16 protein-coding genes are annotated in these 23,209 nt (G+C 66.3%); 8 read left to right on the plus strand and 8 right to left on the minus strand.

Annotated features, from left to right (window positions below; translation table 11 throughout):
• Nucleotides 1–329 precede the first annotated feature (329 nt).
• The 3 genes from EO136_RS14710 to EO136_RS19140 all read right to left on the minus strand — a co-directional run bounded on the left by EO136_RS14710 (nt 330) and on the right by EO136_RS19140 (nt 7,638).
• Nucleotides 330–4,694: a translocation/assembly module TamB domain-containing protein gene (locus EO136_RS14710; protein WP_127145141.1), complete on the minus strand. Its 4,365-nt coding sequence runs from the start codon at nt 4,692–4,694 to the stop codon at nt 330–332.
• The gene (locus EO136_RS14715; RefSeq protein WP_425466626.1) at nt 4,691–6,595 is read right to left on the minus strand and encodes an autotransporter assembly complex protein TamA; all 1,905 of its coding nucleotides are present in this window, start codon (nt 6,593–6,595) and stop codon (nt 4,691–4,693) included. Before EO136_RS14715 ends, EO136_RS14710 begins: the two co-directional genes overlap by 4 nt.
• Nucleotides 6,596–6,816: 221 nt before the next feature.
• Nucleotides 6,817–7,638: a transglycosylase SLT domain-containing protein gene (locus EO136_RS19140; RefSeq protein ID WP_425466627.1), complete on the minus strand. Its 822-nt coding sequence runs from the start codon at nt 7,636–7,638 to the stop codon at nt 6,817–6,819.
• 172 nt (nt 7,639–7,810) lie between these two features.
• On the opposite strand from EO136_RS19140, the gene EO136_RS14725 reads away from it, so the two are divergent.
• Nucleotides 7,811–8,506, plus strand: coding sequence for an RluA family pseudouridine synthase (locus EO136_RS14725; protein ID WP_246018394.1), 696 nt, complete (start codon nt 7,811–7,813; stop codon nt 8,504–8,506).
• A 133-nt stretch (nt 8,507–8,639) separates the two neighbouring features.
• Here the strand turns inward: EO136_RS14725 and gyrB are convergent, their stop codons facing one another.
• The 3 genes from gyrB to dnaN all read right to left on the minus strand — a co-directional run bounded on the left by gyrB (nt 8,640) and on the right by dnaN (nt 13,453).
• On the minus strand, nt 8,640–11,069 hold the full coding sequence (gyrB, locus tag EO136_RS14730; protein WP_127145143.1) for a DNA topoisomerase (ATP-hydrolyzing) subunit B: 2,430 nt from the start codon (nt 11,067–11,069) through the stop codon (nt 8,640–8,642).
• Between the two features lie 103 nt (nt 11,070–11,172).
• Nucleotides 11,173–12,291, minus strand: coding sequence for a DNA replication/repair protein RecF (gene recF, locus EO136_RS14735; protein WP_127145144.1), 1,119 nt, complete (start codon nt 12,289–12,291; stop codon nt 11,173–11,175).
• A gap of 43 nt (nt 12,292–12,334) precedes the next feature.
• Nucleotides 12,335–13,453, minus strand: a complete 1,119-nt coding sequence (dnaN, locus tag EO136_RS14740; RefSeq protein ID WP_127145145.1) for a DNA polymerase III subunit beta — start codon at nt 13,451–13,453, stop codon at nt 12,335–12,337.
• 242 nt (nt 13,454–13,695) lie between these two features.
• Here dnaN and nagA point away from each other — a divergent pair, with 242 nt between their 5' ends.
• Nucleotides 13,696–14,847 (plus strand): N-acetylglucosamine-6-phosphate deacetylase, encoded by a 1,152-nt coding sequence (gene nagA / locus EO136_RS14745; RefSeq protein ID WP_127145146.1) that lies wholly within the window; start codon nt 13,696–13,698, stop codon nt 14,845–14,847.
• 21 nt (nt 14,848–14,868) lie between these two features.
• On the opposite strand, the gene EO136_RS14750 is transcribed toward nagA, so the two are convergent.
• Nucleotides 14,869–15,306, minus strand: a complete 438-nt coding sequence (locus EO136_RS14750) for an RrF2 family transcriptional regulator (RefSeq protein WP_127145147.1) — start codon at nt 15,304–15,306, stop codon at nt 14,869–14,871.
• A 556-nt stretch (nt 15,307–15,862) separates the two neighbouring features.
• On the opposite strand from EO136_RS14750, the gene EO136_RS14755 reads away from it, so the two are divergent.
• The 6 genes from EO136_RS14755 to EO136_RS14780 all read left to right on the plus strand — a co-directional run bounded on the left by EO136_RS14755 (nt 15,863) and on the right by EO136_RS14780 (nt 22,419).
• Nucleotides 15,863–17,440: an ABC transporter substrate-binding protein gene (locus tag EO136_RS14755; RefSeq protein WP_127145148.1), complete on the plus strand. Its 1,578-nt coding sequence runs from the start codon at nt 15,863–15,865 to the stop codon at nt 17,438–17,440.
• A gap of 235 nt (nt 17,441–17,675) precedes the next feature.
• Nucleotides 17,676–18,659 (plus strand): ABC transporter permease, encoded by a 984-nt coding sequence (locus EO136_RS14760; RefSeq protein WP_127145149.1) that lies wholly within the window; start codon nt 17,676–17,678, stop codon nt 18,657–18,659.
• A gap of 2 nt (nt 18,660–18,661) precedes the next feature.
• Complete coding sequence (locus EO136_RS14765) at nt 18,662–19,609, plus strand: ABC transporter permease (RefSeq protein ID WP_127145150.1); 948 nt, start codon at nt 18,662–18,664, stop codon at nt 19,607–19,609.
• On the plus strand, nt 19,606–20,586 hold the full coding sequence (locus tag EO136_RS14770) for an ABC transporter ATP-binding protein (protein ID WP_127145151.1): 981 nt from the start codon (nt 19,606–19,608) through the stop codon (nt 20,584–20,586). The genes EO136_RS14765 and EO136_RS14770 overlap by 4 nt, the downstream gene beginning before the upstream one ends.
• Nucleotides 20,583–21,584, plus strand: coding sequence for an ABC transporter ATP-binding protein (locus tag EO136_RS14775; RefSeq protein ID WP_127145152.1), 1,002 nt, complete (start codon nt 20,583–20,585; stop codon nt 21,582–21,584). The genes EO136_RS14770 and EO136_RS14775 overlap by 4 nt, the downstream gene beginning before the upstream one ends.
• Nucleotides 21,585–21,693: 109 nt before the next feature.
• Nucleotides 21,694–22,419 carry an SIMPL domain-containing protein gene (locus EO136_RS14780; protein ID WP_127145153.1) on the plus strand — a complete coding sequence of 242 codons (726 nt, stop codon included), beginning with the start codon at nt 21,694–21,696 and terminating at the stop codon, nt 22,417–22,419.
• Here the strand turns inward: EO136_RS14780 and EO136_RS14785 are convergent.
• Nucleotides 22,404–23,171 carry a cobalt-precorrin-6A reductase gene (locus EO136_RS14785; protein WP_127145154.1) on the minus strand — a complete coding sequence of 256 codons (768 nt, stop codon included), beginning with the start codon at nt 23,169–23,171 and terminating at the stop codon, nt 22,404–22,406. The two genes, EO136_RS14780 and EO136_RS14785, sit on opposite strands and share 16 nt — an antisense overlap.
• Between the last annotated feature and the right edge of the window lie 38 nt (nt 23,172–23,209).

Genomic DNA, 23,209 nt, shown 5'->3' on the forward strand with positions numbered 1-23,209 from the left:
TCCTTGTGTGATGTCAGCCGGACAACCGCCCGCTCTAGAGGACGAAAATCAGAAGCAGGATGATCAGCGGGATGGGGATCCCGACAAGCCAGAGCAACAAACCCGCAAACATGGCAAAACCCTCTTTTCCCCGCCCGCAGAATGCGGCGCGAGGGCGGTTGAAATCATTGTGATCGATGGCTGGTAAAGTCCGAGACCGCGCAATGGTTCCAAACGCGGCGAGATCAAGGCGGAATTGGCTCGAGCTGCTGCAGAACCGCCGCGCCCCTACAGGCCGCGGCCGCGACGATATGGTGGCAAGCGACGCTGATCGGCGTGCGATCGGGCGCTCAGTAGTCCTGTTCGTAGAAGATCCCGAGCGAGGAATCCCCGTCGGCGCCAGCGGCACCGCGTGCGCGCAACTCTTCGGTGAGCTCGAGGTCGATCGTGACCCGGGACTGACCCTCGGCGCCCGCCTCGACTCCTAGATATATGTTATCGTCGATGTACCGACCCGCGCGGACCGTGGCCTGCCCGTCAGCACCGGTGACGATGTCGAGATCGTCCAGCCCCACCGCATCGCGCAGCCCGCCCAGAATCGACCCACTCTCGGCGCCTCCGGCCAGTTCGATTGCCGCGGCGGCGAGCTGGGCAAGCTGGAGGGGCGAGAGTTCGGCGACCGGCCGGTTGAAGATGAGCTGGGCCAGAACCTCGTCCTCGGGCAGCGAGGGGTTGGAATCGAACGAGATCTCGGGTTCGGACGCCCGTCCGGTGACCTGCACGATCACCGTGACGTCGGCGCTGGCCGTGGTGGCCGTGAAGTCGATGAAGGGGTCGAGGTCGCCCACCAGCGTCACCGAGCCGGACTGGAAGTCGATGCGCTGGCCCAGAATGCTCAGCCGGCCCCGGATGAGCTCGAGCCCGCCCACGGGAATGATGGCGTCGGTGGTGCCGGTGAGGGTGACCGAACCGCCGACCTCGGCATCGAGTCCGCGGCCGCGGATGAAGACCTGGTTGGGTGCACTGATGGTGAGATCGAGACCGAGCCCCGACCCGACGCCCGGTGCGTCCGGCTCTGGGCGCTCGTCGATCCGGGCGCGCTCAAGGGTGGCCGAGACCTCGGGCGCCGGGTTGCGGTGGATGACGTCGATCACCTCGCCCGGGCCGCCAAAGCCCTCGGGTACCGTGATGTCGGCGCGCGCAATGGCGATATTGCCCGATATCGTGCCACCGGCGCCCAGAGGGCCGTTGAGCGCGATATTGCCGCCCAGCGTGGCCACCAGGAGATTGCCGTCGGCATAGCGCGCATCGTTGAGCGCCACCTGAATGTTGGAGGTGAAGGCGGGGGCGTCGAGCCCCACAGTGCCGCTGACCGAGATCGAGCCGCCCGCCGCGAGCCGGGCAGTGAGGCTGTTGATCGTGACCTGCCGTGCCGAAAGAGAAGCATTGCCGGTGATGTCCACGAGCCGCAACCCCAGGGTGGGGTCGACATAGGTGGCGCCGGCTACGCTTACGGTGCCCGAAAATTGAGGATCGTCGAGCGCGCCGGTGACCCGGGCGTCGAGATTGGCCGAGCCGGAAAGCTGGGCCCCCTGATCGAGAAGGAAGCGGTTGGCGAGGGTGAGGGGGATCGTGCCCCCGACCGCGAGATCGAGCCCGGTGCCCTCGAGCGGGATCGACCCCTGCGCCGTGACGCCCAGACCTTGCGCGCCGGTGGCACTGGCCGAGGCAAGGGTGATCGCGCCGTCTGCGAACCCGCCCCGGGCGGAAAACGAGAAGGGGGCGATGCCCAGATCGTCGATCACCGCAGCATCGAGCCCGCTGCCCTCGACCGTGAAACTGGCCTGCGGATCGTCTGCTGCGCCGGTGATCCGGGCTGTGCCCTCGAGCGTGCCGGCCAGCCCCAGATCGGGGGCCACGGTGTTGGCGATCGAGAGCGGCAGCGCCGAGACGGTCAGCGCGATGTCGAGCGACTGGCCGGCGGTGCCGGTGGCCGTGATCCGGCCCGAACCCACCGCGAAATCGAGCCCGGAGAACGCCACCTGATCGTTGGCGACGGTGAGCGTGGTGGGGTTGGCCAGCCGGGCCGAGAGCTGGCCCTGCTGGAGGTCGAGCCGATCGAGCGCGACCGAATAACCCGCCTCGACCGGAGAGAGCGTGCCGGCGAGCCCAAGGTCGGTGCCGTTGGCAAGGGCCGCCTCGCCGGCGAAATCGGTGGTCTCGTCGCTCGAGGACGCCTGGAGGGCGAGCGATGCGATATCGAGCCCGCCCACCGCGATCCCCTGTCCGCGCACCTGCCCATCGACGGCGGGCACCCCGAAGAGATCGGCTATCCGGGCCTGGATCGTGGCGCTCGAGATCGAGGTGTCGTCAAGGACGAGTCCGGAAACCGAGGCGGAGATTTCAGCGCTCTGGGTCTCGGCTCGGCTCTCAAGGCTGATGTCGGCGGTGACCGATCCCCGAGCCTCAAGCGCCGCGAGCGCGGCGGCCGCTTCGATATCGCGGCCATCGAGCATCAGCCGGCCATCCATGAGCCCGTCGGCGCGAATCGTGAGGTGTCCGGAAAGATCGGTCCCCGGGGCGCTGAACTCCAGATCGGCAATGCGCGTGATCTCCTCGGTGCGCTCGATGCTGGCGGCGAGATCCACGAGGAACCCGTCGAGCATGCCTTCGCCCGAAACATCGCCGCGCAGTCCCTCGGCGTCGGACACGCCGTCAAAGCCAAGACGGGCATCAGAAAGCGTCCGCCCGGCAAGTCGGCCCTGCGGCACGCGTGCGTCGAACGCCAGATCGATGGTGCCCTCGGTCCCCTGGGCCGTGCCCATGGCGGTGAGCGCGCCACTGGCGTTCTCCGATATCAGTGCGAGATCTGACAGGGACACCTCGAAGGCGAAATCTGAGGTTTGGGACCCCAGGAGGCCATCGGCGGTGATTGCCAACTGGTCATTGCCCAAGGCAAAGCCCTCGGCCTCGATCCCCGCCTCGGTCCGCGCGACGCGGCCCAGAACGGCCACCGGCTCGGTCAGCAGCCGGTCGGCGATCGGATTGTCCAGCGCAAGATCGGTCGCGACCCCGTCGAGCGCAAGATCGAACCCGCCAGACAGGAGCGCCAGCGTGCCATTGGCATCGAGCCGGATGGCGCCTGAAAGCTCGCGCCCGGCAAGGCCGGAAAAGGGGGCAAGCGAGGAACTGGTCAAGGCAATATCGCCATCGAACACGGCTTGGGCGATCTCGCCGGCCATTTCGAATTCGAGCGCCTGGCCCATGACGCGCAACTGGGCCAGGGTTATGGGGTCGCCCGCTTGCCAGAGCCCGGCAAAGCCGATGCCGATCGAGGCGCCCAGTGCCTCGGCGATTTCCTCCGATGCGGTCTCGATGCCCTCGAGCGCGCCCTGGCCGTTGAAGGTCACGCGCCGGGCATCGGGGTCGTCGAGCCCGGCGGCAACGCCGGAGGCCGACATCGAGAGGCTGGCGGCAGAAAATTCGGGGGTCGTGAAATCGATCATCTGCAGGGCCCCCTGCCATTCCTCCGACCCTTCGGCGCCGAAATCGACGTCGAACCGCGCGCGGGAAATCCGGGTGGACGCGCCGGGCACGGGCAGGGTTACCGGGCTGCCATCGGCCGAGGAAATCTCGCCGCGCGCCACGAGGCGCTGGAGGAACCCGTCTTGCCCGGTGCGGCCCTCGGCGAGCAGCGAAAGCTGACCGCCCGACAGCGCGAGGGAATTGAGCACGAGGCCGCCCTCGCCGGGCACGAGCAGATCGAGGGTCAGTTCGGTGCGCTCCCCGAAGAACTCGCCATAGGCGGCAGGCAGGATATCGGCGAGCGGGCCACCCAGATCGGCGGTGATGGCAAGGCCCTCGGCCATCTCATCGAGGGTCCCGCGCCCGGAGAGGACGCGCTGGCCCGCCGCATCAAGCGTGAGGTCGATATCGAGATCGTCCAGCGCACCGGCTCCCGCGATCCCCAGTTCGATCTCGGGGCGCCCTTCGATGTTGAGCACATTGGCGATGATGCCGTCCTCGGGCTCGACGAGCGCGAGGTCGAGATCGATTTCCCGGGTTTCGTTGGAAAAGGTGACGTCGAGCGCGAGGCTCCCACCGGGGCCATCGACACGGGTGATGTCGAGATCGGCGTCGAGATTGCCATCGTCGAGCACCATCGATCCGGCCAGGGAAATTTCCGAGCCCAGCCCGAAGACCTGATCGCCAAAGACGACCGAAGGGACCGAAAGTTCCTCGAGGATTACCGCGACAGGCAGGTCCGGCACCGAAAAGCCGGTTGCCTCCAGGCTCGGGCCGCCCGTGGCCTCCTGGGTGGAGACCGGGTTGCGCACATAGCTGATCTGGTCGGCCGAGAGCGAATCGATCTCGAGCCGGCCAAGCAGAAGGGCCCCCTGATTCCACTCGATCGCGGCGTTCTCGATAATCAGCCAGATCCCCTGGGTGTCGGAAATGGTGATCTGGGCGATCGAGGCATTGGACGAGAGCGCACCGTCGATGCCGGTCAGCCGGATCTGGCGGTCGGGGGTGGAGATCTGGTCTTCCACGAACTGGACCAGCCGGCTGCGTTGGGTGGCTTCATCGAGTTCGACGGCGCGCGCGAGGGTGTCCATGAGGCTTTCGCCTTCTTCCTGCGCGGTGGCGGGAAGAAGCGAGAACGCGGCAGGCAGGAAGATGGCCAGCCCGAGAAGAAGTGCCGCAAGCCGTCTCAAAACGATTGTCCTATGCCGACGTAGAGGGCGTAGTCGGGGTCGCCCTCGCGCTTGTTGAGCGGGATGGCCGCGTCGAGCCGCAAGGGCCCGAGCCCGGTGTGGTAGCGCAAGCCCACCCCGGCGCCCAGGCGCAGATCCTCGAGCCCGGGGAAGGTGTCGGCAGCCACATAGCCGCCATCGACGAACCCGACCACGCCGATGTCCTCGGTGATCCGGGCCCGCGCCTCGAGGGACGCCTCGAGCAGGTAGCGCCCGCCGGTCAAATTGCCGTCCTGGTCCTCCACCCCGATGGAGCGGAACCCGTAGCCGCGCACCGAGCCGCCCCCGCCGGCGAAAAACAGCATGCTGGGAGGGATCTCGGAAAGATCGGGGCCTGCCAAAGCCCCGGCGCGCACCCGGGCGGCAAGGACGTAGTCATTGTCCTCCCCGAAGCCGAAATAGGTGCGGCCCTCGACCGTGGCCCGGACGATCGGGTTACCGTAGGAGAATTCATAGACCGGATCGAGCGTGCCCGAGAGGTAGATACCCTCGGTGGGATCGAGCTCGGAATCGCGGGTGTCGTAGGTCGCCTCGCCATAGAGACCGGCTGTGGTGAAGGTGCGCGCCCCGAAGGTCTGGTCCTCGACATAGGACTGGCGGAACGCGGCCCCGCCCTCGCCGTTGATCGCGCCGAAAAACAGGTGCTGGAGCCCGATCCGGCCTTGGAGCGCGGCTTCGGTATAGAGCGGGAGCACCTCGTATTGCGCGGAGGCGGAGGCGACGAGATCGGTGTCGGGGGTGAAGATGCCCGGCTTGGTGAAGGTGCCGCCGAAGAAATAATCGAACTCCGCAGTCTCCACCGGATAGCCGATGCCCGCGATGCGCGCGTCGAGCCGGAGCCGTTCGGCCTGGCCAAAGAGATTGCGGTGCAGCCAGAAGCCCTCGACGCCCAGCCCATCGACGCTCGAAACCGTGGCGCCGACGCCGAAGCGGCGCAGGGGCCGCTCCTGAACCACGACCTCATAGGGCAGGGTGCCCTCAGGCGTGATTTCGGCAGCTGCCTCGAGGCGCAAAGTGGAAAAAACGTCGAGGCGCGAGAGACGCGTGCGGGCCTGGTCGACATCCTCGGGATGATAGGGCGTGCCCGGGATGAGCCCGGTCTGGCGGATGATGAAATCGGGATCCATGCGCTCGGCGCCGCGCACGCTGACCGGCCCGAAACTGGCATAGCGGCCCGGATCGACCACCGCCACGACCTCGAGGGTGTTGGTCGGGTGGTCGGCGACGACCTCGCGCGCGGCGATCTCCGCCTTGGGGTAGCTCTGGCGGCGCCATGCCTCGATCGATAGCTGCTCGGCGCGGGCGATGGTGCCGGCGCGGGCGGGCTGGCCCTGGGCGAACCCGGCCTCGGCGAGCGTTTCGACTTGGTCGGCGTCAGCGGCGGCGATGGGTGCGCTGTTCTCGATCCGGGTGGTGGAGAAGGTGAACCGGGGGCCTGTGGAGACGCGCACCGCGATGCGCGCGGGATCGGGGAGCGAAACATCGGGCGGCAGGGTGCTCGCCTCCCGGCCTTCGACGAGGATGGAGACCGACCCGCCGTAATAGCCTTCATTGTAAAGCGCGGCGGTAAGGCGGCGATAATCGCCCCTGGCCTTGGAGAGCAGCCCGGGGACCCCCGAGGCGGGCTCCTCGCGATCCTGCCAGAGGGTCGAGGCCGATTGCAGGACGGTCTCGATCTCCTCGGGCGCCTCGGCCGAGAAGTCCAGCGCGTAACTGCGCGGGTCGGCGATCACGATATCGTCCTCTTGGGCGTCTCCGCCAAAGAACTGGATGCCGAACAGTTCGAAGGCGTGCGCCTGCGGGGCACAGAGGACGAGGATCGAAAGGCTCGAGGCCAGAAGGAGGGGAGAAAATCGCTTCACGGCTGGTACGCAGTCCTACAAACCCAATTCCGTTGCGTTCCGATGCCGTTGTGCGCCCCCGTCACCACCTGCATCATGATCCCAGCCGGCCCCGCAGCAGCGGACGGCACGCGAAATGAACGCCTTTGTCTCAAACCCAATCTAGCACAGTGGCGTTAACGAGACACCCTACAGGCAACACGATCCAGGATCGGGGTTGCAGGAAGGCCACACCCGACAGGCTACTGGCCCGCGGACTGGAAGGGGCTGGAGAACTTTTCAAACATCGAGAAGGTGGCCTCGATGAAGTCTGTTTCGATGCGTTTGGCCGCCTCCGAGACCGTCTCGAAATAGGCCGAGCTCGAAGTGACCGAGGGCCTCAGGCCATTGGCTGTGTCACCTGCCACCGGTGCGGGCGCGACGGCAGCGACGGCCTGGACGGCGGTCGTGGCCTCGGCCACTGCGGCGGCGGGGCTCAGCAGGTGGCGCGGACGCTCGGGCGGAACCATGCCCTGGGGCAGGCCCACGGCCGCGGGCGCGACGGATGCGAGCTGGGGCAGTTTCTGGGGTGCAGGCTGGGGCGTTTGCGCGGTGCGCAGGGCAGGCGGGGTCGGGGCGACGGGGGATTTGGGCCCGGGCCGCAGACCGGTTTCCTCCAGAAGGCCCATATCGCGCGCCTTGTAGTAATAGCCCGCAGCGTAATTGCGGACCGCGGCGTCCTGATTGCCTCGCGCGACCAGATAGGCGCCGCGCAGGTATTTGACCGCGTAGATGAGGTTTGTCTCGGCGTCCAGCAGGCCCTCGGCAGACCCGCGATAGCCCATGGATTGAGCGGTGTCGTGCCGGATCTGCATCAGGCCCCAATAGGGCCCGTTGCGGGCGGCCGGGTTGAAGGTGCTTTCGCGCTTGACCACGCGGCGCACGAGTTCGACCGGAAGGTCGTAATAGTCGGCGTAATACTGGATGAGGACATCGACCTGGGCGCGGTCGTCGGATCGTGCGGGCTGGATCATCAGACCCATCAGGATCGCGGCGCACAGCGCCAGAAGTCGACTTGCCGTCATCGCGGGCAACTCCGCCTGTTTCGGATGGATGCCCGGCCCAACGGACCAGAGGCATTGATCGCCCATGTTCGGGACAGTTGTGGCCAAATCGGGGCGCAATCGCGGCGAAACGGCGCGTGGCGCGCTTCAAGCCGCTTTGTGCGTCCAACCATTGCTGATATGCCACACGCCCATGACAGAGATGCCCTCCCTCCCCGAGCTGGGGCCCATGCCCGAGCAGTTCGTCTATGCGCCCCCGACCGAGCCCTGGCTCGACATCGTCTTCGAGGACGAGGTGCTGATCGTTTTCGACAAGCCCTCGGGGCTCTTAAGCGTTCCGGGCAAGGATCCGAGGCTGGCCGACAGCCTCCAGACCCGGGTTCTCGCGGCCTATCCGGGGGCGGGGACCGTGCACCGGCTCGACAAGGACACGTCCGGGCTGATCGTGATGGCCAAAACGCGGTTCGCCCATGGGCGGCTGGGGATGCAGTTCGAGAAGCGCCAGACCCGCAAGACCTATTTCGCCCGGGTCTGGGGCGAGATCGAAGGCGAGGACGGGCTCGTCGACCTGCCGCTCGCCACCGACTGGGAGAACAAGCCGCGCCAGCGGGTGGACCATGAGCGGGGCCGCACCGCACAGAGCCGCTGGGAGGTGGTGGGCCGGGAGGACGGGGCGACGCGGGTGAGGCTGGTGCCGATCACCGGGCGCACCCATCAGCTCCGGGTGCACATGCGGGTGCTCGGTCACCCTATTCTGGGGGACGAGTTCTACGCCACCGGCGCGGCGCTACGCGCCGCCGATCGGCTGCAGCTCCACGCCGCGCATCTGGGCTTTGCCCATCCGCTGACGGGCGAGGCCATGGACATCGAAAGCCCCGTGCCCTTCTGAGCGCACGCCCCGGGTTCGCGCCGCACGCAGCCAGACCAAATCCTGTTCTGAGTGAGTCAGAACAGGAGCTCCAAGTCTTTGATATGTCGCGTTTCCGAACCGGAAAAGTGTTTCCACTTTTCCTGGAAGCACTCTAGATATCGAGGTTGGAGACCGCCAGGGCGTTGTCCTGGATGAATTCGCGCCGCGGTTCGACCAGATCGCCCATGAGCTGGGAAAAGGTGTCGTCCGCATCGTCGCTCTGGCCGATCTGGACCTGGAGCAGCGTGCGCCCGTTGGGATCCATGGTGGTCTCCCAGAGCTGCTCGGCGTTCATTTCGCCCAGCCCCTTGTAGCGCTGCATCGAGACGCCCTTCTGGCCGGCGGCCATGGTGATCGCGAACAGCGAGCGCGGGCCGTAGATCTCGTGGCGCGATTCCTTGCGGGTGAGAACCGGCACCCCGCCATAGATCTCGTCGAGCTTTCCGGCCAGCGAACGCAGCTTGCGCGCATCTGCGGACCCCAGCAACGCGGCATCAAGGGTGTGGGTTTCGGCCACGCCCCGGACGACGCGCGAGAAGACATAGCCGCCATCTCCATCGAGCCGGCCTTCCCAGGTCCGCTCGGTTTCGTCAGACATGCGGTTGAGCCGGTTGGCGACGCGCTCGGCAAGGCCCAGCGCGCGGGCTTCGTCTTCCATTGCGGCAGGATCAAGGGCGCCGACGACGGCAGCCTGCTCGATCATCTGGCGGCTGTACTTGGTGTTCTGCGCCTCGAGCAGATGGGTGAGATCGCGGGCCTGCTCGAGGATGCCCAGAAGATCGGTGCCCGCGTGGGTGGACCCGGCGCGGGTGGCGAGCACAGCATCGTCCACACCGCCTGAAAGCAGGTAATCCTCCCTAGCCCGCTCGTCCTTGAGGTATTGTTCGGAGCGGCCTCGGGTGACCTTGTAGAGCGGGGGCTGGGCGATATAGAGGTGCCCGCGCTCGATGAGCTCGGGCGTCTGGCGGTAAAAGAACGTCAGAAGCAGGGTGCGGATATGGGCGCCGTCCACGTCCGCGTCGGTCATGATGATGATCTTGTGGTAGCGCAGCTTGTCGGGATTGAACTCCTCGCGCCCGATGCCCGTGCCCAGGGCCGTGATCAGCGTGCCGACCTGGTCGGAAGAGATCATGCGGTCGAACCGCGCGCGCTCGACGTTGAGAATCTTGCCGCGCAGCGGCAGCACCGCCTGGGTGGCGCGATCGCGGCCCTGTTTTGCTGAACCGCCGGCCGAATCACCCTCGACGATGAAGATTTCGGCCTTTGCAGGATCGCGTTCCTGGCAATCGGCGAGCTTGCCGGGCAGCGAGGAAATTTCGAGCGCGGACTTGCGGCGGGTCAATTCGCGCGCCTTGCGGGCCGCTTCGCGGGCGGCGGCAGCCTCGGCGACCTTGGAGACGATGGCCTTGGCGTCGGCGGGATGCTCCTCGAACCACTGGTTGAGCTTGTCGTTGATCACGCTCTCGACCACGGGACGCACCTCCGAGGAGACGAGCTTGTCCTTGGTCTGGGACGAGAACTTGGGATCGGGCACCTTGACCGAGAGCACGCAGGTCAGCCCCTCGCGGGTGTCGTCGCCGGTGAGCGAAACCTTCTCGCGCTTGGAAATCCCGCTCTGTTCGGCATAGCCGGTGACCTGTCGGGTCAGCGCGCCGCGCAGCCCGGCCAGATGGGTGCCGCCATCGCGTTGGGGGATGGTATTGGTGAAGCACAGCACGTTCTCGTGGTAGCTGTCGTTCCACCACAGCGCCACATCGACGGTGATCCCGTCGCGTTCGGCGGTGATCGAGATGGGCTTGTCGAGCAGGCCGGACTTGTTCTTGTCGAGATATTTGACGAAGGCCTCGAGCCCGCCTTCATAGTAAAGGTCGGTTTCGACCGGTTCGGGGTGGCGGTTGTCACGCAGAGTGATGTGCACGCCCGAATTGAGGAAGGCCAGCTCGCGCAGCCGGTGCTCGAGCGTCTTGTAGTCGAAGTCGATCATGGTGAAGGTTTCGGTGGACGGCATGAAGGTCAGCTCGGTGCCCGAGCGCCCTTCGTAATCGCCCACGGCCTTGAGCGGAGAATCGACGACCCCGTGGGTAAAGCTGACCTCGTGGACCTTGCCTGCCCGCCTGATCCTGAGCTTGAGCCACACCGAAAGCGCGTTGACCACTGAAACGCCGACCCCGTGCAGACCGCCCGAGACCTTGTAGGAGTTCTGGTCGAACTTTCCGCCCGCATGGAGCTGGGTCATGATGACCTCGGCGGCGGAAATGCCCTCGCCCTTGTGGATGTCGGTGGGGATGCCGCGCCCGTTGTCGGTGACCGTCACCGATCCGTCAGCGTTGAGCGTTACGGTGACGAGGTCAGCATGGCCGGCCAGCGCCTCGTCGATGGCGTTGTCCACCACCTCGTAGACCATGTGGTGCAGGCCCGTTCCGTCATCGGTGTCGCCGATATACATGCCCGGGCGCTTTCGGACCGCATCGAGTCCCTTGAGGACCTTGATGGAGTCCGCGCCATATTCGGGCTGGGCCGGGTCGAGGGGCAAATCGCTCATGAACAGTGAATCACCTTGTTGGATCTGGGCACAGTTCTATCCGATCCGGGCGCCGACCCCAAGCGTGATGGCGGGTTTTTGCCCGCATGGGACCCTTTGTGGCTCAGCGCCGGGCTAAAACCGTGCCCGCAGCCACGCTAAAGGCCTGTGCCCGCTCGCCAAGATCGGCAAACAGCATCTGATCGGTGCCCGTCATGAAGCACTGGGTGTCGAGCCTGTCGAGGGTATCGAACAGCGCGGCGCGGCGGCGCGGGTCCAGATGCGCCGCTACCTCGTCGAGAAGAAGGATCGGCGCCATGCCGGTCATGTCGCGCACGAGGCGCGCATGAACGAGGATCAGCCCGATCAGCAGGGCCTTCTGCTCGCCGGTCGAGCACAGCGCCGCGGGCATGGCCTTGCCCATATGCGCGATCTCGAGATCGACCCTGTGGGGGCCCATGGTGGTGCGGCCCGCGGCCCTGTCCAGCCCCCTCGCGCTGCGCCAGCGCGCCCGCAAGTCTTCCTCGAGCCCGCTTGCAGTCGTCGGGATCGGCTCCTCGAGCATGGGCACGAGATCGATGCCGGCCTCGGGAAAGCCCGTATCGGCGACCGAGGAGGCCATGAGCGCCCGCAAGCGCCCCAGCGAATCGGTGCGCGCGAAATGGATGGCGGATGCGGTTTCGGCCATCTGGGCCTCGATGGCCGAGAGCCAGGCGGGATCGCCGTCGTCGTCAAGGAGCCGGTTGCGCTGGCGCATGGCGCGCTCGAAATCGGACACGGCCGCGCCATGGCCCGGGATGAGCGTGGTGACCAGCCGGTCGAGAAAGCGCCTGCGGTCTCCTGATGGACCCGAGAACAACCCGTCCATGGCCGGGGTGAGCCAGAGCAGGCGCAGATGCTCGCTCATGGCTTCGACCGAACGGGCGTTTGCGCCGTTGATGCGCACGCGCCGCGCGGCGGCATCGGGGGCGGCCCCCGTGCCCACATCGACCGCGCCATAGGGCGTCTCGATGCTCGAGGCCACGGCCCAGAGCCCGTCGCTGCCGGCCAGCGCCAGGGTCTCGAACGGGGCCCGGCGCAGACCGCGTCCCGGCGAGAGCAGGGACACCGCCTCGATCAGATTGGTCTTGCCCGAGCCGTTCTCGCCGGTCAGCACGACGTGGCGCGCATCGAGGTCGAGCGCGGCGCTCGCGTAATTGCGGAAACTGGTCAGCCGCAGGCGGGAGATGAACCGGTCTGGCATGGCCGCGGGGAGAACAGGCGACGGGCGAAGCGCCCGCCCGTGCCTAGACGCGCATGGGCATCAGCACGAAGAGCGCCTGGGTTTCCCCATCCTCCTTGACGAGCGTCGGCGAGCCGGCATCGTTGAAGCGGAACTCCACGGATTCGGTGCGGATCTGGGAGATGATCTCGAGCAGATAGCGCGCATTGAAACCGATCTCGAAGGCATCCTCGGAGAACTCGACGGCCAGTTCCTCATTGGCGGTGCCGTGGTCGGGATTGGTGACCGACAGCTCGAGCTGGCCCGAGGACAGCGAGAGCTTGACCGCCTTGCCCCCGCGTTCGGACGCGATGGTGGAGACGCGATCGACCGCACGCGAGAGACTGTCGCGATCCACCAGCAGCCGCTTTTCATTGTTGCGCGGGGTGACGCGCTCGTAGTCGGGGAAGCTGCCCTCGATGAGCTTGGAGAGCAGAACGACGCCGCCAAGGGTGAACCTGATCTTGGTGTCCGAGAGCTCGACCCCGACTTCGCCCTCCACGCCGTCGAGCAGCTTGAGCACCTCGGTGACGGTCTTGCGCGGGACGATGATGCCGGGCATGCCCGAGGATCCAGAGGGGGCCTCGGTCTCGACGCGCGCCAGCCGGTGGCCGTCGGTCGCCACCGCACGCATGGCAATGCCGTCGCCACCGTCGATGGTGTGCATGAAGATGCCGTTGAGATAGTAGCGGGTTTCCTCGTTGGAGATCGCGAACTGGGTACGCTCGATCAGATCCTTGAGGGTCTGGGGCGGAATGGAAAAGCTGTGGGTGAAGGTGCCCGATTTGAGATCGGGGAATCCGTCGGGGTTGAGGCACTGGAGATGAAAGCGCGAGCGCCCCGAGGAAATCTGCATCTGGTCGTTGCCATCGGTCTCGAGCAGGACCTCGGCGCCGTCCGAAAGCTTGCGCACGATCTCGTATAGCGTGTGGGCCGGGACCGTGGTGGTGCCCGGCGTGCCGGTCATGGCGGGCACGGTTTCGGTGACCTCGATATCGAGATCGGTCGCGCGCATGTCCAGCCCGTCCGGCGTGGCGCTCATGAGCACGTTGGCCAGGATCGGATAGGTGTTGCGGCGCTCCACGATCCTGTGAACGTGACCGAGCGACTTGAGAAGATGGTTGCGCTCAAGCGTGACCTTCATCGCTGTTCCTGACCTCTGGCGAAATGTCTTTTGCATGCCGCGCCTGCAATAGGCTCGGCCCGGCAGGACGCCGGGGTGCGACCCTGCCCTGACCGGAAAAAAAACGCAAGGGCCCCCAAGCCACCCGGGCGGCCCTTCGGGCCGGATCGGGCATCGGGCCGCGTCTGGAAGGCGGCCGGGACATGGGATAGACTCCGGGCACCCGGTTCTGCCCGGTTCCATTGGCCAGCCGTGAGCCCGAGATGACCCGAAACTTCGCCCTTTTGGGCGCCACCATCCTTGACGGGGAGCGCCGGCATGAAGGCCGGGCCCTGGTGATCGGCGAGGGGCGCGTCCTCGCGCTGGCCGACCCCGCGGACCTGCCCGCGGGGCTCGAGCGGATCGCTTTCGAGGGGGGGCTGATCGCCCCGGGATTTGTGGATCTGCAGGTCAATGGCGGTGGCGGGGTGCTGTTCAACCAGAACCCGGACGTCGAGGCGATCGCGGCGATCTCTGCGGCCCATGCCCCGTTCGGCACCACGGCCCTTCTGCCCACGGCTATCACCGACCGCCCCGAGGTGACGCGGGCTGCGCTGGACGCGGCGCGGGCGGCCGCGCGTTCGGGCGTGGCCGGGTTCGCCGGGGTGCATCTGGAGGGTCCGCACCTTTCTCTCGCGCGCAAGGGTGCGCACAGCCCGGCGCTGATCCGGGCTATGAAGGATGCCGACCGTGACCTGATCATCGCGGCCCGCGGGGCTATCCCCACCGTACTGGTCACGCTGGCGCCCGAGGCGGCCACGCGGGCGCAGATCGGAGCGCTCGCCAAGGCCGGGGTGATCGTGAGCCTGGGGCACAGCGATGCCAGCTGCGCGGCCGCGCGCGCGGCGATCGAAGCGGGGGCGGGCATGGCCACGCATCTGTTCAACGCCATGAGCCAGATGGGCAATCGCGAGCCCGGGCTCGTCGGCGCGGTGCTCGAGACCGGGATCTGGGCCGGGCTTATCGCCGACGGCATCCATGTGGCGCCGGAGACCGTCGCCATCGCCCTGCGGGCCAAGCGCGGGCCGGGGCGGATTTTCCTCGTCACAGATTCCATGCCTCCGATCGGCACTGACCTCGCTGGCTTTGAGCTCAACGGACGCGAAGTGATGCGGTCGGAGGGCGCGCTGCGTCTGGGCGATGGCACGCTGGCGGGCGCCGATCTGACCATGATCGACGCGGTGCGCTGGACCCACCGGGTCATCGGGCTCGAGCTCGACGAGGCCCTGCGCATGGCCTCGCTCTATCCGGCCATGGCGATCGGGCGCGACGAGACGCTGGGACGGCTGCGAGCGGGGAGCGATGCGTCCTTTGTTCACCTCACCGACGGGCTCGAGATCGCGAGCGTCTGGCGGCGGGGCGAAAAGGTGGCTTAAGTCCTTGTGGCCCTAGTGGCCCTAGCCGACCTTTTCGAGCACGTCGATTTCACCGACCGCGTCGGCGAGCGTGGTGCTGTCGAGCACGGCGCGGGTGGCTTCGGTGACCTTGGCAAAAACGTGCCGGATTTCGCAATCGGCCTCGCTCTTGCAGTCGACGCAACTGCGATAGGCGATCTTGGAAAGGCAGGGGAGCGGCGCGATCGGGCCGTCGATGATTCGCAGCACCTCCCCGAAACTGGTGGAGGCGGGATCCTTGAGCAGGAGATACCCTCCCGCCTTGCCGCGCTTGGACATTACAATGCCGTTGCGCTTGAGTTCGAGCAGGATCTGCTCGAGGAACTTCTTGGGAATGTGCTGGCCGACCGCGATCTCGGAGATCATCAGCGAGGCCCCCGGTCCGGCCCGGGTCAGGGCAACGAGCGCGCGCAGCGCATAGCGTGCCTTTTGCGAAATCATGGCTGTCCTTCGGCGTGATCGGGCTTCCTGTCATAATCGTGTCCGGCCCGGGCTTCAACTCCGGCGGGCCCTTTGCACCCCAGCCATGCGGGAGAGTGGAGGCGCGGGGCGCGGCCAAACCGCTCGCCACACCCTCCATCTAAAAAATTTTGATGCGGATTTGCCGTTGATGTACCGCAGGTTACGGCATTTAGGCTCTGAAATATCTATAATTTTTGACCAAATGGTCAAGTTAGGTCAGCCTGGTTGACGCAAACGTCCCGGCCATACCCATTGCGCGAGGCGGGAAAAGACGCTTTGTTGCGGCTTCGGCGCACAACGTCGGCAAACGTTGTGGCCCCAAGTCGCGGGGAGGAATCATCATGCAAAACGATATTCCCTGCACATCGTTCGAGAGGGTGCGCCCATCCGTCTGACCCGAGCCGATCGAACCCGTCCGATGCCCATCGGCGCTTCGAGACGACTGGTCACCGGAGGGCGCGCCCTCCTGGATTTCTTCCGCGTAGCCGGGCCCTTCCCGGGCCGCACGCGGACCGTTCCAAGGGGAAACACCACCATGCGAAAAACCTTTACCGCCATCGCAGCCACGCTGCTGGCCTCCTCGGTGCTCGTCTCGGCCGCGCAGGCCGAAACGCTGCGCTGGGCCCGCACGTCCGACGCGCTCACTCTGGACCCACATTCCCAGAACCAGGGCGTCACCCACACTTTCAACCACCACATCTACGAGACGCTGCTGGACCGCGATCTCGAGGGCAATCTGCGTGAGCGCCTGGCGACCGACTGGTACGTCAAGGAAGGCGACGACACGGTCTGGGTCTTCGAGCTGCGCGAAGGGGTGACCTTCCACGGCGGCGAAGAGTTCACGGCCGAGGACGTAGTGTTCTCGATCGAGCGCGCCAAGAGTGAAAACTCCAACATGCGTCAGCTCCACGCCGATGTGGAAAGCGTGACCGCGGTGGACGACTACACGGTCGAATTCCAGATGGCGGGTCCCTCCCCGCTCTATCCCAACAACGTCACCAACACCTTCATCATGGACATGGGCTGGTCGGAAGAAAACGACCTGCAGTCGGTCCAGGATTTCGGCGCCGGTGAAGAGAATTTCGCGGTGCGCAACACCAACGGCACCGGCCCCTATGTGCTCACCGAGCGCGATCCGGACGTGCGTTCGGTCCTCACCGCTTACCAAGACTGGTGGGGCGAGGCTTCGGACGTGACCGAGATCGTCTACACCCCGATCGCCGACAACGCCACGCGCGTGGCGGCCCTGCTCTCGGGCGAGGTGGATCTGGTCCAGGACGTTCCCGTCCAGGACATCGATCGCCTGAGCGGCACCGACGGGGTCAAGGTCGAGACCGGCCCGGAAAACCGCACCATCTATTTCGGCTACCGCATGGATGACGAGCCGCTGACCTCCTCGGACGTCACCGACGAGAACCCCTTCGCCAATCCGCTGGTGCGTGAGGCCATGGAGCTGGCCATCGACCGCGAGGCGATCCGCCAGGTGGTGATGCGCGGGCAGTCGATTCCGACCTGCGTGAACATGCCCCCGTTCGTGAACGGCTGGACCGAAGAGCTCGATGCGTGCCCTGCGGTCGACCTCGACGCCGCCCGCGCGCTGATGGAAGAGGCTGGCTATGGCGACGGCTTCACCGTGACGCTCGACACGCCCAATGACCGCTACGTCAACGACGAGGCCATTTCCCAGGCGGTCGTGGGCATGCTCGGCCAGATCGGCATCGACGTGACGCTCGCGTCGCGCCCGGTCGCCCAGCACTCCCCGCTGATCCTCAACAACCAGACCGATTTCTATCTTCTGGGCTGGGGCGTGCCGACCTTTGACTCGGCCTACATCTTCAACGATCTGGTCCACACAAAGACCGACGATTACGGGACCTACAATATCGGTCTGTATTCGAACCCCGAGGTCGATGAGATGATCCAGTCGCTCGGCACCATGACCGATCTCGAGGCTCGCGATCAGGTCATCGCCGACATCTGGGAGCAGGTCCAGGAAGATCGCGTCTTCCTTACCGTTCACGTTCAGGAACTGGCCTACGCCATGCGCGATGACATGACCCTGGCCGTGCATCCGGAAAACCAGCCCTCGATGGTCGACGTCACCTACGAGTAAGCCAGCACACCTCATTGCGCGCCGCGCCACGGCTTTGTCCATAAGTCGTGGCGCGGCGTTCGCTTAAGGGTGGCCTGGCGGATCGGCCGGATACCACCCCGGCACCCTGGAAGGCACCCGGAGTGGGCCGGCCGGCCCTGAGAACGTTCGGGCCTGAGAGCGGCCGCAAGGGGATCACGTCGGGCCCCCGTCCGCCGACCGACGTCCCCAGAAACGAAGCGGAGACCAGACGTTCATGTTGGCCTTCATCCTAAAGCGCCTCGCGCAATCGGTCCTTGTGATGCTGGTTGTGGCGCTGATCTCGTTCACGATGTTCCGCTATGTCGGCGATCCCGTGGCCTCTCTGGTCAGCCAGGAGGCCTCGATCGCCGATCAGGAACAGCTGCGCGAGCGGCTCGGGCTCAACGATCCCATCGTCGAGCAGTTCTTCCGGTTCGTGGGTAACGCCCTGCAGGGACAGTTCGGCATTTCCTACCGGCTTCAGCAGCCGGTCTCCGAACTCATCCTCTCGCGCCTGCCGGCCACCATCGAGCTGGCCTTCGCCTCGGCGACGATTGCCCTGACGCTCGGGATCATCCTGGGGGTCTTTACCGCGCTCAAGCCGCAAAGTCCCGTCTCTGGCGGGGTGATGGCCTTTTCGCTCGTGGGGGTTTCCCTGCCCACCTTCCTGATCGGCATTGCGCTCATCTACATCTTTGCGGTCGAGCTGCAATGGCTGCCCTCGTTCGGGCGCGGGGACGTGGTGGATCTGGGCTGGTGGAACACGGGCCTTCTGAGCGAATCGGGCCTGCGCTCGATCATCCTGCCCGCGATCACGCTCTCGCTGTTCCAGATGACGCTGATCATGCGGCTGGTGCGCGCCGAGATGCTCGAAGTTTTGCGGGCCGATTACATCAAATTCGCCCGCGCCCGCGGTCTGACCGACCGGGCCGTCAATTTCGGCCATGCGCTCAAGAACACGCTGGTGCCGGTCATCACGATCACCGGCCTGCAACTGGGCTCGGTCATCGCGTTTGCGATCATCACCGAGACCGTGTTCCAGTGGCCCGGCGTGGGATCGCTGTTCATCAACTCGGTCGCGGTGGTCGACGTGCCGGTCATGGCCGCCTATCTGATGTTCATTGCGCTCGTGTTCGTCGTGATCAACCTGATCGTGGACATCCTTTACTATCTCGTCGACCCCCGGCTCCGGGTCGGCGGCGCACGCGGAGGGCATTGACCATGAGCGCTTCGGCACCGCCGGGCCGCCGCCCCATGGGGCTGTTTTCCCGGATCATCGATTCCGACATCTTCTATTCCTTCCGGACCTCCCCGGTCGCGGTGGTGGCCGCGAGTATCGCGCTCATTCTCATTCTTGCCGCGGTGTTCGCGCCCTGGATCGCGCCCTATAACCCGTTCGATCCGCGGACGCTGAACCTGATGGACGGCTATACCGCGCCGATGGAAACCTCGTTTGCGGGCAACTACTTCCTGCTGGGCGCCGACCATCAGGGTCGCGACGTCTTCTCGACCATTCTTTACGGATCACGCGTCTCGCTTCTCGTGGGGCTTTCGGCCACGCTGTTTGCCATGACGCTGGGGGTTAGCCTGGGCCTGATCGCGGGCTATCGCGGCGGGTTCACCGACGCGATCATCATGCGCATCTGCGACATCCAGCTCACCTTTCCCGCCATTCTCATCGCGCTCCTGATCTTCGGGGTGGCGCGCGGGCTCATTCCGCCCAGCCAGCAGGAAAGCACCGCCCTTTACGTCCTGATCCTGGCCATCGGGCTCTCGAACTGGGCGCAGTTCGCGCGCACGGTGCGCGGGGCGACCATGGTCGAGCGCCAGAAGGACTATGTCGCCGCCGCCCGCATCATGGGGGTGCATCCCCTTTTCATCCTCGTTCGCCACATCCTGCCCAATGTCACGGGCCCCGTGCTCGTGATCGCCACGATCGGGCTGGCGCTGGCGATCATCGAGGAAGCGACGCTGTCGTTCCTCGGGGTCGGGGTGCCGCCCACCCAGCCCTCGCTGGGGACCCTGATCCGCATCGGCCAGCAATTCCTGTTCTCGGGCGAATGGTGGATTCTGTTTTTCCCCGCGCTCACGCTCGTGCTGCTGGCGCTGTCGGTGAACCTTCTGGGCGACTGGCTGCGCGACGCGCTCAATCCGAGGTTGCGCAAATGAGCACTCCTGTTCTCTCGGTCGAGGGGATGACCGTACAATTTCCCACCCGCCGCGGCATCCTGACCGCCGTCGACGACGTCTCGTTTTCCATCAAGGCCGGCGAAGTGCTCGGCGTGGTGGGCGAGTCGGGGGCGGGCAAGTCCATGACCGGCTCGGCGATCATCGGGCTGATCGAACCGCCAGGCCGGATCTCCTCGGGCCAGGTGTTTCTCCATGGTGAGCGGATCGACACGCTCCCGGCCGAAAAGATGCGGCGGGTGCGCGGGCGCAAGATCGGCATGATCTTCCAGGATCCGCTGACCTCGCTCAATCCGCTCTATACCGTGGCCGAACAGCTCGTGGAGACAATTCGCACCCATCTGCCGCTCTCTGCGGCCGATGCGCGCAAGCGGGCCATCGGGTTGCTCGACGATGTGGGCATTCCCGACGCCTCGCGCCGGATCGACGACTATCCGCACCAGTTCTCGGGCGGCATGCGCCAGCGCGTGGTGATAGCCCTGGCGCTGTGCGCGGACCCCGACCTCGTGATCGCCGACGAGCCCACCACCGCGCTCGACGTGTCGGTCCAGGCCCAGATCATCGACGTGATGAAAAAGCTCTGCGCGGAAAAGGGTGCCGCGATCATGCTGATCACCCACGACATGGGGGTGATCGCGGAGATCGCCGACCGGGTTGCGGTGATGTACGCTGGCCGGCTCGCCGAGATCGGCCCGGTGCGCAAGGTCATCTCGGACGCCGCCCACCCCTATACAAAGGGGCTGATGGGCTCGATCCCGTCCCTTCTGAGCGATGCCGAGCGGCTCACCCAGATTCCGGGTTCCATGCCGCGGCTGACCGCCATCCCGCAAGGGTGCCCGTTCAATCCACGCTGCTCCTATGCCTTCGATCGCTGCTATATCGAGCGGCCCGATCCCCTTCCCCATGACGAACGGCGGGTTGCCTGCTGGCTCTATGACAAAGAGGAGGCGCTTTCGTGAGCACGCCCCTTCTGGAGGTGAAAAACCTTTCGGTCTCTTTTGACGTCTCCCGGCCCTGGCTCAACCGCAAGCTCGAGGGCCAGGACAAGGTCTTGCTCAAGGCGGTCAACGACGTCTCGTTCTCGATCAACAAGGGCGAGACCTTCGCGATCGTGGGGGAATCGGGTTCGGGCAAATCGACCATCGCCCGGCTGATCGTGGGGCTGCTCAAGCCCAGCTCGGGCGATGTGTTTTTCGAGGGCAAATCGCTTTCGGCCGGGCTCGAGGGCGCCGAGGCGCGCAAGCTGCGCCGGCGCTTCCAGATGATCTTCCAGGATCCGTTTGCCAGCCTCAACCCGCGCTGGCACGTGGCCGACATCGTCGCCGAGCCGCTCCGGGTGTTTAAGACCGAGACCGGAAAGCAACGGCGCGAGAAGGTGGGCGAGCTGCTCTCGCTTGTGGGCCTTTCCCCCGAGGACGGGGCGAAATTCCCCCACCAGTTCTCAGGCGGCCAGCGCCAGCGCATCGCGATCGCCCGGGCGCTCGCGGCCAATCCGGACTTTATCGTCTGCGACGAGCCCACCTCGGCACTCGATGTTTCGGTGCAGGCCCAGATCCTGAACCTGATGAAGGACCTCCAGGACAAGCTGGGGCTGACCTATCTCTTCATCTCCCACGACCTGTCGGTCGTCCGGCACATGGCAGACCGGATCGGCGTGCTCTATCTGGGGCGCATGGCCGAAATCGCCGACGCCAAGTCGCTGTTCGTCGATCGCCAGCACCCCTACACGCGGATGCTGCTCGACGCGGTGCCCGATTTGGGGATGACGGGCAAGCCGCGCAAGCCGGTGGAGGGGGAAATCCCATCCCCGCTCGACCCGCCTTCCGGGTGCGTGTTCAACCCGCGCTGCCCGCTGGCCAATGCGCGCTGCCGCACCGAACGGCCCGAACTTCGGCTTTACGGGCCCACATGGGCGGCCTGCCACGCGGTCGAGGAAGGGCGCGACAAGGCCGCCTGACCGGCCCCCGACCGCGTCCTCCACCAGCACCCCGGACTGCCGCAAACACGCCATATTCGGCGCGCTGAGATAAGGGGCGCCGGGGGGCGCGTGCGAGGGCAGAAAAACCATGAACTCGATATCGGGAATCGTCGCCGCGCTGTGCATCGCGGCAGGGCTGGCCGCTGCGGGCTGGCTGGGCGGTCAGGCGCTTATCGAAAGCCGCGAGCCGATCCGGACCGTCACGGTCAAGGGGCTGTCCGAGCGCCCGGTGGATGCGGATCTGGGGTTCTGGCCCATCAAGTTCGTCGCCACGGGCGCCACGCTCGAAGCGGCGCGGGCCGGGCTCGAGACCGCCGACGCGGCGGTGCGGGACTTCCTGCTCGAGGCGGGCTTTCCCGCCGAGGCCATGCGCGTCCAGAACATCCTCGTGGAGGACCGTCTGGCCGGCTACAATGCGGGCAACACTCCCGGGGAGGCCCGGTTCGTCCTGACCGAGGAGTTCCTGGTCACCTCCAGCGAGGTCGAGGCGATCGCCGAGGCGGCGCGCAATGTGGGCGAGCTGCTGCGCGCGGGCGTAGTCTTTTCGTCGGACGCCTACAATGCGGGGCCCTCCTATACCTTCACCGGGCTGAACGCCCTCAAGACCGACATGCTTGCCGAGGCGACCCAGCGAGCCCGGGAAGCGGCCGAGGAATTTGCCCGCGAGGCCGGCGCGGCGGTGGGCACCATACAGACCGCGAACCAGGGCATCTTCGAGATTCTCGCGGAGGTCGAGATCCCCGATCAGCGGCCCGAAAAGCAGATCGAGAAAAAGGTCCGTGTGGTCACCACCATCACCTATTTCCTCGAATAGGGCGCAAGGCCGGCAAGCCACTCGAGCAGCGCCTGGGGGGTGCCGACGGTCTCGACGTCGGGAAGCTGGGGACGCTGGACGACGATCACCGCAAGGCGCTGCGCACGCGCCATTTCGAGCTTTGCCGGCCAGGGCCCTCCGGCGTTCTTGGTCACCAGATGGGTGATCGCGTGGGCCTCGGCAAGCGCCTGTTCGGTGTCGGTCGCGAAGGGTCCCCGGCCCAGAACCAGCGTCCAGCCCGGGAGCGGCATTTCGGGCTGCTCGATCATGCGGGCGACGAAGCTGCAATCGGTGCGCGCCACGAACGCCCCTATCTCCTGGCGCCCGATGGTGAGCAGCACCCGGGCGCCCGGTGGCAGGGAACGGGCCGCCGACGCCATGTCGGGCACCATCATCCAGTCCGGATCGACCGGCCAGGGCGCGGGCGCGAGCCGGGCGACAGGCGTACCGGTCGCGCGTGCCGCCTCGTGGGCATTGGCCGACATGCGCGCCGCGAAGGGATGGGTGGCGTCGACCAGAACGTCGACGCGGTGGGCGACCAGATAGTCGGCCAGCCCCCGGGCCCCGCCGAACCCACCGATCCGCACCGCGCCATCGGGCAGGAGGGGATCGCGCGTGCGCCCGGCCAGAGAGGTGGTGACCGCGTATCCCTCTCGCCCAAGCAGGGTGGCGAGCGCGCGCGCCAGGGAGGTTCCCCCCAGGATCAGCACGCGGGCGCCGGCGCACAGGTCTTGAACGTTGCCCTTGGTCATGCCCAAGCTCTATAGAGAGCTTGACGACGAGGCGATAG

Origin of the sequence: Pelagibacterium montanilacus, from assembly GCF_003992665.1 — a bacterium.
In the GTDB taxonomy this organism is placed as follows: Bacteria; Pseudomonadota; Alphaproteobacteria; order Rhizobiales; family Devosiaceae; genus Pelagibacterium; species Pelagibacterium montanilacus.

Bases quoted from the DNA above. Each gene is read 5' to 3' on its own strand.
- EO136_RS19140 (WP_425466627.1), bottom strand. From the start codon at position 7,638: ATGACGGCAAGTCGACTTCTGGCGCTGTGCGCCGCGATCCTGATGGGT.
- EO136_RS14770 (WP_127145151.1), top strand. From the start codon at position 19,606: ATGAGCACTCCTGTTCTCTCGGTCGAGGGGATGACCGTACAATTTCCC.
- EO136_RS14780 (WP_127145153.1), top strand. From the start codon at position 21,694: ATGAACTCGATATCGGGAATCGTCGCCGCGCTGTGCATCGCGGCAGGG.
- nagA (WP_127145146.1), top strand. From the start codon at position 13,696: ATGACCCGAAACTTCGCCCTTTTGGGCGCCACCATCCTTGACGGGGAG.
- recF (WP_127145144.1), bottom strand. From the start codon at position 12,291: ATGCCAGACCGGTTCATCTCCCGCCTGCGGCTGACCAGTTTCCGCAAT.
- EO136_RS14755 (WP_127145148.1), top strand. From the start codon at position 15,863: ATGCGAAAAACCTTTACCGCCATCGCAGCCACGCTGCTGGCCTCCTCG.
- EO136_RS14765 (WP_127145150.1), top strand. From the start codon at position 18,662: ATGAGCGCTTCGGCACCGCCGGGCCGCCGCCCCATGGGGCTGTTTTCC.
- EO136_RS14725 (WP_246018394.1), top strand. From the start codon at position 7,811: ATGACAGAGATGCCCTCCCTCCCCGAGCTGGGGCCCATGCCCGAGCAG.
- EO136_RS14750 (WP_127145147.1), bottom strand. From the start codon at position 15,306: ATGATTTCGCAAAAGGCACGCTATGCGCTGCGCGCGCTCGTTGCCCTG.
- dnaN (WP_127145145.1), bottom strand. From the start codon at position 13,453: ATGAAGGTCACGCTTGAGCGCAACCATCTTCTCAAGTCGCTCGGTCAC.
- EO136_RS14785 (WP_127145154.1), bottom strand. From the start codon at position 23,171: ATGACCAAGGGCAACGTTCAAGACCTGTGCGCCGGCGCCCGCGTGCTG.
- EO136_RS14760 (WP_127145149.1), top strand. From the start codon at position 17,676: ATGTTGGCCTTCATCCTAAAGCGCCTCGCGCAATCGGTCCTTGTGATG.
- gyrB (WP_127145143.1), bottom strand. From the start codon at position 11,069: ATGAGCGATTTGCCCCTCGACCCGGCCCAGCCCGAATATGGCGCGGAC.